Below are 8,409 nucleotides of genomic sequence, written 5' to 3' on the forward strand. Positions count from 1 at the left end.
GTCGGCGGAGACCACCACCGTGTGCGACACCCCGGGGGTGTTGTCCACGAAGTTGGTGATCAACCAGTTCAGGTTCTGTGCCGCCTGGCTCATCGAACTCAACTATCGCTCCTGCTGGTAAGTGGGGTCGATGTGGTAGCTGCCGGTCGCCTGGCCGTTGTTGCCGGCCTGGCGACCCTGCTGGATACCGCGTCGGAGGTTGGTCAGACGCCCGCGGACGTCGTCCGGAGCACGCGAGACCTGCGGACCGGCCTGCGCCTCGGCCTGCTGCTGCGCGGTGCCGGCCACGAGGTTCGCCCGCGGTACCCGGCGGGGCAGCCCCGACGTCGTGATGCCGCCGGCGGCGGGCTGGCGCACGCGCTCGGCCTGGCGCATCAGCTCGTCGTTCGGCGAGGACTTCCAGCTGACGGTCGGCATGCTGCCGGTCGTCGACTGGGCCGGCTCCGCCGCCTGCTCCTGACCCCGCTGCGGCAGCTGGTGCTGCTGCGGGGCCGGGGCGGCGGCCGGAGCGGACTGCTGCTGCGGCTGCTGGGGTACCGCCGGCGCCGGGGAACCGGGCTGCTGCCCTTCCTCGCGGAACCAGTTCGACTCCAGGGTGTCGAAGATCGGGCTACGGGTGTCACCGGCGCTCGGCGCCGGGGGCAGTGCCTCCGGCCGGTGCGCCTGCGGCAGCCGCGGAGCCTCGGGCCGCGCGGGCGGTACAGGCGCGTAGCCGCCCGCCTGCGGGTCCTGCGGCTGCTGCTGCGGGGTCTCGGGCCGGGGGGCGTACCCGCCGACACCGGGGCCGCCGGGCCGCTGGGGCTGGTAGCCGGGGCGCTCGAACTGGCCGGTGGTGGACGGGTCCTGGGGACCGCGTACGTCCGGACGCTCGAACTGGCCCGTCGTGCTGTTCAGGGCGTCGCCCTGCGGCATCGGCGCGTTGAAGTCCGGGCGGGCGAACTCGGCCGTCGAGCCGGGGCCCGAGAGCTCGTCGTGGCCGCGGGCCTGGTCCGCGCCCCAGCTGGTGGTCTGCGGACCGGCCAGCTCCGGACGGGCCGGACCGCCGCGCGGCGGCAGCTGCGGCCGGGAGCCGCCCTGGGCCGGAGCCGCGGGAGGGGCCGGCTGCTGCTGGGCCTGCTGCGGCTGCGGCTGCTGCGGAGCCTGCTGGGGCTGCGGCTGCTGCGGGCGCTCGAAGCCGTTGCCCTGCGGGAAACCGCCGGGGCCGGCCGCGGGACGGGCCTGCGGGCCGCCGAAGCCGGGGCTCGGGACCGGGCCGCGGGTGGGCAGCGGACCGGAGCCGAAGGCGCTCTGGCCCTGACCCGCGGCGGTGGGACCGCCCTGCGGACGGGCACCGGGGCCGCCGGGACCGGCCGGGCCGCCGGGACCGCCCTGGGGGCGTCCGCCCTGCGGGCGCTGGCCGGCGCCGTCGCGGCCGGGCAGGGCGGCACGCGGACCGCCGCCGACCTGGCCGCGCTGCGGACCCGAGCCCATGGCGGGACGGGCGCCCGCGCCGGGCACGGAGCCCTGCTGGCCGGGACCGCCCGGGGCGCCGCCCGGACCGCCCTGGCCCGGCATGGGAGCCGGCTTCTTGCCGCCCTGGGCGACGTCCACCGGGAGCATGACGAGGGCCGTCGTACCGCCCGAGTCGGACGGGCGCAGCTGGATGCGGATGCCGTGTCGCAGGGACAGGCGGCCGACCACGAACAGGCCCATGCGGCGGGAGACGGAGACGTCCACGGTCGGCGGCGACGCGAGCCGCTCGTTGATCGCGGCCAGGTCCTCGGGGGAGAGGCCGATACCGGTGTCGTGGATCTCGACGAGCACGCGGCCGTCGGGCAGCGCGTGACCGGTGACCTTGACCTTGGTCTGCGGGGAGGAGAACGAGGTGGCGTTCTCCAGCAGCTCGGCGAGGACGTGCACGAGGTCGTTGACCACGCGGCCGGCGACATCGGTGCCGGGCACCGAGGCCAGCTCGACGCGCTCGTACTGCTCCACCTCGGAGGCGGCGGCGCGCAGGACGTCGACGAGCGGGACGGGACGGGTCCACCGGCGGCCCGGCTCCTCGCCCGCGAGGACGAGGAGGTTCTCGCCGTTACGGCGCATACGGGTCGCGAGGTGGTCGAGCTTGAAGAGGGAGGACAGCTGGTCCGGGTCGGCCTCGCGGGACTCCAGCTCGGAGATGAGCGAGAGCTGGCGCTGGATAAGACCCTGGGAACGCCGCGAGAGGTTGGTGAACATCGCGTTGACGTTGCCCCGGAGGAGGGCCTGCTCGGCGGCGAGGCGGACGGCCTCGCGGTGCACGTCGTCGAAGGCCGCGGCCACCTGGCCGATCTCGTCGCGGGTGTGCACGCCGACGGACTCCACGGAGGTGTCCACGTCCTGCGGGTCCGACTCCGAGAGCTGCTTGACGAGCTCGGGCAGACGGTCCTGGGCGACCCGGGTGGCGGTGTCCTGCAGGCGGCGCAGCGAGCGGATCATGGACCGGGCCATGACGAACGCGCCGACGAGGGAGACGCCGAGGACGAGGAGGATCAGGGCACCGTTGATGATGGCGTCCTGCTGGGCCTCGTTCTTCAGCTCACGGGCCTTCTGCTCCATCTCCTCGAGCAGGGTCAGCTCGATGACCTTCATCGCCTGGAGCTTGGTGCCGTCCGCGTCGTACCAGTCCAGCCAGGACCGGTTCTTCTCGCGCAGGAAGGCGTCCTGGCTGGCGAGCACACGGCGGGCGTAGTGGTCGGCGGTGGAGATCTCGGAGTTGCTGTCGCCGAGGCCGGCGAGCAGTTCCTCGGTGCGGCCCTGGTAGACCAGCTCGAAGGTGGTCTTCGCCTGCTGCTCGCCCTTCTGGGCGGAGAGGGCGTAGAGCCGGTCGTTCTCCTTGAGCTGGCCCTGCTTCTCCGCGGTGTCGGGGAGCGAGGCGGCGATGATCGCGCGCTGGATGGAGGCGTACTCCTTGGCGGCGGAGAAGGCCGCCAGGGCGCGCGTGCGCTTGATCATCTCCGGGTTGGAGGTGGCCTGCGCCATGTCCTGGGAGAGCGAGAGCAGCGAGACGATGAGGGCGTTGTACTCGCTGACGGTCTGCTGGGCGCCGTTGACGTACGCCTTGTTGCGGATCGTGTCGACGTTCGTCAGCTGACGGCCGATCTGCAGCACGTTGTTGCGGATCGACTTGAGGGTGTCGTCCTTCTCGCCCGTGCTGTCGACCTTGTCGGTCGCGGCGGCGAACGCCTTGGCGGCGGTGTCGGTCTGCTGGCGGGCGCTCTGGACGCTGCTGGTCGGCTTGCCCTGGGAGATCGTGAGCGGACCCGCGGAGAGGTCGCGCTCCTCCTGGAGCATGGCGGCCAGGTTGGTGGCCTGACGCGTCATCGTCGTCAGCAGCTGCATGTGTTCGAGCTGCGCGATGTCGCCGAGCGAGTCGTTGATACGGAAGCCACCGAGCGTGGTGGCGGCGACGACCGGCAGGGTCAGCAGCGACACCAGTCGCGTGCTGATGCGCCAGTTCTGCATCGCCAGGCGGGAGCCGGGCCCACTGGGGGCCTTCGGTATCGCCGTCTCGGGCTCGGTCGACCCGGCGGTCCGCGGCTTGCCCTTCGGCTTGACGGCCTTGCCGCGGCCCTTCGCCTTCACCGCGGCGGCGGAGGCGTCGGGGGCCGCGCCTTCGACAGCCGGCCCGCGGTTCTGGGCGTGCTGGGGCGAGGAGCCACGGTCGGTCCCGCCGCGGGGCTCCTGCTCCGCCGCAGCTTCCCCACGGCCCTGACGGGCCTGGGGAGACCCCTTGCCATCCCTCTTGAATCGTCCCTGCACTAGCGTCGCAACCTCTGGACCAGGCGTCCCGCCGGGCGACCGGTGGGACGGTGTCGAGTCGTGGGGCACTTTCGGCCCCATGGTGGTCGTCGGTGACCGGCGCGTCTCCCTTTCCTTCCGCCGCGCTCGGCGCGGTTTCGCGCCACCTGCGCGCCGGACTGGGTCCCGCGGCGGTCCCGCGAATTCCAGCACAGTGGCGGATCTCCAACAAGGTGCGCGTGTCGGCCCGGAGAGTCGGTCACGGCTCGTGATGGACGCGCTACGCGATGTGTGACCGCATTCGGGTGAAACCGGACTTACGTCATCCAAACACCAAGCCTGGCAAGGTGTCCCAGTCGCCATGATCAGGAGCGGAATGGCGCATTCAGTGGCGCAATGTCCGTTTCGGCGCCCGGAATTGACCGTCCGTTATGGGTGGTATGTCCGGTCACGGGTGAGCAAACTCACATGGTCATGGCCATTACTTACCGGTTCGCGAGGGGATTGAGATGTTTAGCCTTGCCCCTTGAAGGGTTGGTGCACGCGCACGCGCGGGCCCCGGCCGAAGCCCACCGGACCGAACGAGGACCCCGAACTCCCATGAAGACCACGACGATGTTCCGCAACATTGCCAACCCCCGTCGCACGACCCTCGCGCACCTCAAGGACGCCGAGGACCTGCAGACGGCCCCGGCCACCCCGGAGCACGTCGTCGACCTGCCGACGCAGACCGCCAACCCGCGCCGCACGGTCCTCATGGACGCCCCGGTCGCCGCCGCCGCGCAGTAGGACGCCCCGCACGGAGCGCCGGGCGCCGCCCCCCGCCGCGTTAGCCTGGGACCGCAGACTCCAGGAACCGCAGACAGCAGACAGAGGGGCAGACGCAACACGTGCGCATCGCCAGGTTCTCGATCGACGGCAATGTCGCGTTCGGCGCGGTCGAGGGCGACGCCGCCCCCGGCGATGAAGCGTCGCTCGTGCTCGACATCATCAAGGGCATCCCGTTCGCGGACTTCGAGCTCTCGGGCACCAAGGTCCCGCTGAGCAAGGTCCGGCTGCTTCCGCCCGTGCTCCCGAACAAGGTCGTGGCCATCGGCCGCAACTACGCGGAGCACGCGGCGGAGCTCGGCAACGCCGTCGTCGACAGCGAAGGCCGGCCGGAACCGCCGATCACCTTCTTCAAGCCCTCCACCTCCGTGGTGGGCCCGGGTGACCCGATCGCCTACCCCTCCTTCTCCCAGGACCTCCACCACGAGGCGGAGCTCGCCGTGGTCATCGGCCGCATGTGCCGCGAGGTCCCCCGGGAGCGCGTCAAGGACGTGATCTTCGGCTACACCTGCGCCAACGACGTCACCGCGCGCGACGTCCAGCGGCGCGAGAAGCAGTGGGCCCGGGCCAAGGGCTTCGACAGCTCCTGCCCCCTCGGCCCCTGGATCGAGACCGACCTGGACCCGTCCGACCTCACCATCCAGTGCACGGTCAACGGGCAGCAGCGCCAGCTGGGCCGCACCGGCGACATGCTCCGCTCCGTGGAGGACCTGGTCGTCCACATCACCGAGGCCATGACGCTGCTCCCGGGCGACGTCATCCTCACGGGGACCCCGGCGGGAGTCGGCCCCCTCAACGTCGGCGACGAGGTCGCCGTCACCATCGAAGGCATCGGCACTCTCACCAACAAGGTGATCAAGCGTGGCTAATCCGCCCGTCCGCGTACGTTTCTGTCCCTCCCCGACCGGCAACCCCCACGTGGGCCTGGTCCGCACCGCCCTCTTCAACTGGGCGTACGCCCGCCACCACGGCGGCACGTTCGTCTTCCGCATCGAGGACACCGACGCGGCCCGCGACTCCGAGGAGTCCTACGGCCAGCTGCTCGACTCGCTGCGCTGGCTCGGCTTCACCTGGGACGAGGGCCCCGAGGTCGGCGGCCCGCACGCCCCGTACCGCCAGTCCGAGCGCATGGACATCTACGCGGACGTCGCGAAGAAGCTCCTCGACGGCGGCTACGCCTACCACTGCTACTGCTCCACCGAGGAGCTGGACGCCCGCCGCGCCGCCGCCCGCGCCGCCGGCAAGCCCTCCGGCTACGACGGCCACTGCCGCGAGCTCACCCCCGCGCAGGTCGAGGCGTACCAGGGCGAGCACCGCCCCGCGATCGTCCGCTTCCGGATGCCCGACGAGCCCATCACCTTCACCGACCTGGTCCGCGGCGAGCTCACCTTCACCCCGGACAACGTGCCGGACTTCGGCATCGTCCGGGCCAACGGCGCCCCGCTGTACACCCTGGTCAACCCGGTCGACGACGCGCTGATGGAGATCACGCACGTCCTGCGCGGCGAGGACCTGCTCTCCTCCACCCCCCGCCAGATCGCCCTCTACGCGGCCCTGACCGAGCTGGGCGTCGCCAAGACCACCCCCGCCTTCGGCCACCTGCCGTACGTGATGGGCGAGGGCAACAAGAAGCTCTCCAAGCGCGACCCCGAGGCGTCCCTCAACCTCTACCGCGAGCGCGGCTTCCTCCCCGAGGGCCTGCTGAACTACCTCTCGCTGCTCGGCTGGTCCTTCTCCAAGGACCAGGACGTCTTCTCGGTCGAGGAGATGGTGCAGAAGTTCGACATCGACGGGGTCAACGCCAACCCGGCGCGCTTCGACCTCAAGAAGGCCGAGTCGATCAACGGCGACCACATCCGCCTGCTCGACCCGAAGGTCTTTGCGGACCGCTGCGCCCCGTGGCTCCAGGCCCCGCACGCCCCCTGGGCGCCCGAGGACTTCGACTCGGAGGCGTGGGAGCGCATCGCGCCGTACGCGCAGACTCGCGTCGCCGTCCTGTCGGAGATCACGGCCAATGTCGACTTCCTGTTCCTCAAGGAGCCGGTCGAGGACCAGGCGTCGTGGGACAAGGCCATGAAGGGCGAGCCCGCGGCCCTGCTGACCACCGCCCGCGAGAAGCTGGCCGGCGCCGACTGGTCGGACCCGGAATCCCTCAAGCAGGCGGTCCTGACCGCGGGCGAGGCCCACGGCCTCAAGCTCGGCAAGGCGCAGGCCCCCGTCCGCGTCGCCGTCACCGGCCGCACGGTCGGCCTGCCGCTCTTCGAGTCCCTGGAGATCCTGGGCAAGGAGCGCTCGCTGGCCCGCATCGACGCCGCGCTGGCCAGGCTCGCCGGCTGACCGCGCCACCCGCACGTCCCGCAGGGGGGCGGCACCCGGACATCCGGGTGCCGCCCCCCGCGGCATTCCCTCCCGCGGCGCCCGCCCGCCCCGTAGGCTCGGTCCCATGCCGATCCGCGCCGTGCTGTGGGACATCGACGACACCCTCTTCGACTACACGGGGGCGGACGCGGCGGGCCTCGCGGCGCAGCTGGAGGCCGTCCGGCTCGCCGGGCGCTACGGAACCCCCGCGCAGGCGCTCGCCCGCTGGCGGCAGATCACCGACCGCCACTGGGCGCGGTTCGCCGCAGGCGTCGGCACCTTCCAGGGGCAGCGCCAGGACCGGGTGCGGGAGTTCCTTGAGGCGCCCGCCATGACGGACGACGAGACCGACGCCTGGTTCGACAGCTACGTCGAGCACTACAAGGCCGCCTGGGCCGTCTTCCCCGACGTGGTGCCCGTACTCGACGCCCTCGCCGCCGGCTACCGGCACGGGGTGCTCACCAACTCCTCCTCCGCCAACCAGGACCCCAAGCTGCGCCACCTCGGCCTGCGCGACCGCTTCGAGGTGCTGGTCTGCGCCGTGGAGCTCGGCGTCAGCAAGCCCGAGGCGGCGGCGTTCCTGGCCGCCTGCGCGGCGCTCGGGCTGCCGCCCGGGGAGGTGGCGTACGTGGGGGACCAGCCGGAGATCGACGCGCGCGGGGCCCGCGACGCCGGGCTGCTGGCGGTGTGGATCGACCGGGACGGGAGCCGGGGGCCCGGACCCGAAGGCGTACACCGGATCGAGGGGCTTGACCAGCTCCCGGGGCTGCTGGCCGGGGATACCCGTTTTGGAGCACGGTCAGGCATCCGGTAATGTTCTTTCTGCGCCGCCGGAGCGGGCCGAAAGGCCGGACGGAGGCGCCACTCGAAAGAAAAGCTCCCCAGGGGTTGACTTTCGGTGGGGTATAGTGTAATTGGCAACACGAGGGTTTCTGGTTCCCTTATTCTAGGTTCGAGTCCTGGTACCCCAGCGCAGTGCAGCAGTAACGCAGTGCTTAGCCCCCGTTGTGTAGCGGCCTAGCACGCCGCCCTCTCAAGGCGGTAGCGCCGGTTCGAATCCGGTCGGGGGTACAGATCCTTCCCGCAAGGTCTCCATTGGGTAGCTCCCGGACGTCTTGATGCAGGATCGCTAGGGCCCCCGTTGTGTAGCGGCCTAGCACGCCGCCCTCTCAAGGCGGTAGCGCCGGTTCGAATCCGGTCGGGGGTACTGTTGGTCTGGTATAGACCACCTTGGGCTATGGTGTAATTGGCAACACGAAGGTTTCTGGTTCCTTTGTTCTAGGTTCGAGTCCTGGTAGCCCAGCGCAGTACAGCGCAAGCTGTGAGGCCCGCCCCCGTTGTGTAGCGGCCTAGCACGCCGCCCTCTCAAGGCGGTAGCGCCGGTTCGAATCCGGTCGGGGGTACCTACAGAGAAGGGGCGCGCGCGCGATGGCGGAGGGGGGGGTCCGGGAGCGGGGGCCCGGG

The 8,409-nt window shown here is 71.5% G+C and carries 6 protein-coding genes and 5 tRNA genes; 9 read left to right on the forward strand and 2 right to left on the reverse strand.

Annotated elements, in window-relative coordinates:
* Together ABZ873_RS33245 and ABZ873_RS33250 are read right to left on the reverse strand one after the other, a co-directional pair.
* Window positions 1-102: roadblock/LC7 domain-containing protein (locus ABZ873_RS33245; RefSeq protein WP_360880323.1), on the reverse strand; the 102-nt coding region annotated here is incomplete at its 3' end.
* A complete protein-coding gene (locus ABZ873_RS33250; RefSeq protein WP_360880309.1) occupies window positions 103-3,780 on the reverse strand; it encodes a nitrate- and nitrite sensing domain-containing protein in 3,678 nt (1,225 codons plus the stop codon). It lies immediately after the preceding gene.
* A gap of 579 nt (window positions 3,781-4,359) precedes the next feature.
* On the opposite strand from ABZ873_RS33250, the gene ABZ873_RS33255 reads away from it, so the two are divergent.
* From ABZ873_RS33255 to ABZ873_RS33295, 9 genes are all read left to right on the forward strand, one after another.
* Complete coding sequence (locus ABZ873_RS33255; protein ID WP_360880312.1) at window positions 4,360-4,548, forward strand: hypothetical protein; 189 nt, start codon at window positions 4,360-4,362, stop codon at window positions 4,546-4,548.
* A gap of 101 nt (window positions 4,549-4,649) precedes the next feature.
* A complete protein-coding gene (locus tag ABZ873_RS33260; protein ID WP_360880314.1) occupies window positions 4,650-5,456 on the forward strand; it encodes a fumarylacetoacetate hydrolase family protein in 807 nt (268 codons plus the stop codon).
* The gene (gene gltX / locus ABZ873_RS33265) at window positions 5,449-6,924 is read left to right on the forward strand and encodes a glutamate--tRNA ligase (RefSeq protein WP_360880317.1); all 1,476 of its coding nucleotides are present in this window, start codon (window positions 5,449-5,451) and stop codon (window positions 6,922-6,924) included. The genes ABZ873_RS33260 and gltX overlap by 8 nt, the downstream gene beginning before the upstream one ends.
* Window positions 6,925-7,030: 106 nt before the next feature.
* Window positions 7,031-7,759 carry an HAD family hydrolase gene (locus ABZ873_RS33270; RefSeq protein ID WP_360880320.1) on the forward strand — a complete coding sequence of 243 codons (729 nt, stop codon included), beginning with the start codon at window positions 7,031-7,033 and terminating at the stop codon, window positions 7,757-7,759.
* A gap of 85 nt (window positions 7,760-7,844) precedes the next feature.
* Window positions 7,845-7,916: transfer RNA gene (locus ABZ873_RS33275), tRNA-Gln, on the forward strand.
* A gap of 27 nt (window positions 7,917-7,943) precedes the next feature.
* Window positions 7,944-8,016, forward strand: a tRNA-Glu gene (locus ABZ873_RS33280).
* 63 nt (window positions 8,017-8,079) lie between these two features.
* Window positions 8,080-8,152: transfer RNA gene (locus ABZ873_RS33285), tRNA-Glu, on the forward strand.
* A 24-nt stretch (window positions 8,153-8,176) separates the two neighbouring features.
* A tRNA-Gln gene (locus ABZ873_RS33290) sits at window positions 8,177-8,248 on the forward strand.
* A 27-nt stretch (window positions 8,249-8,275) separates the two neighbouring features.
* A tRNA-Glu gene (locus ABZ873_RS33295) sits at window positions 8,276-8,348 on the forward strand.
* Window positions 8,349-8,409: the final 61 nt, after the last annotated feature.

Source organism: Streptomyces sp. NPDC047014 (assembly GCF_040644195.1).
In the GTDB taxonomy this organism is placed as follows: Bacteria; Actinomycetota; Actinomycetes; order Streptomycetales; family Streptomycetaceae; genus Streptomyces.

Bases quoted from the DNA above. Each gene is read 5' to 3' on its own strand.
- ABZ873_RS33255 (WP_360880312.1), top strand. From the start codon at position 4,360: ATGAAGACCACGACGATGTTCCGCAACATTGCCAACCCCCGTCGCACG.
- ABZ873_RS33270 (WP_360880320.1), top strand. From the start codon at position 7,031: ATGCCGATCCGCGCCGTGCTGTGGGACATCGACGACACCCTCTTCGAC.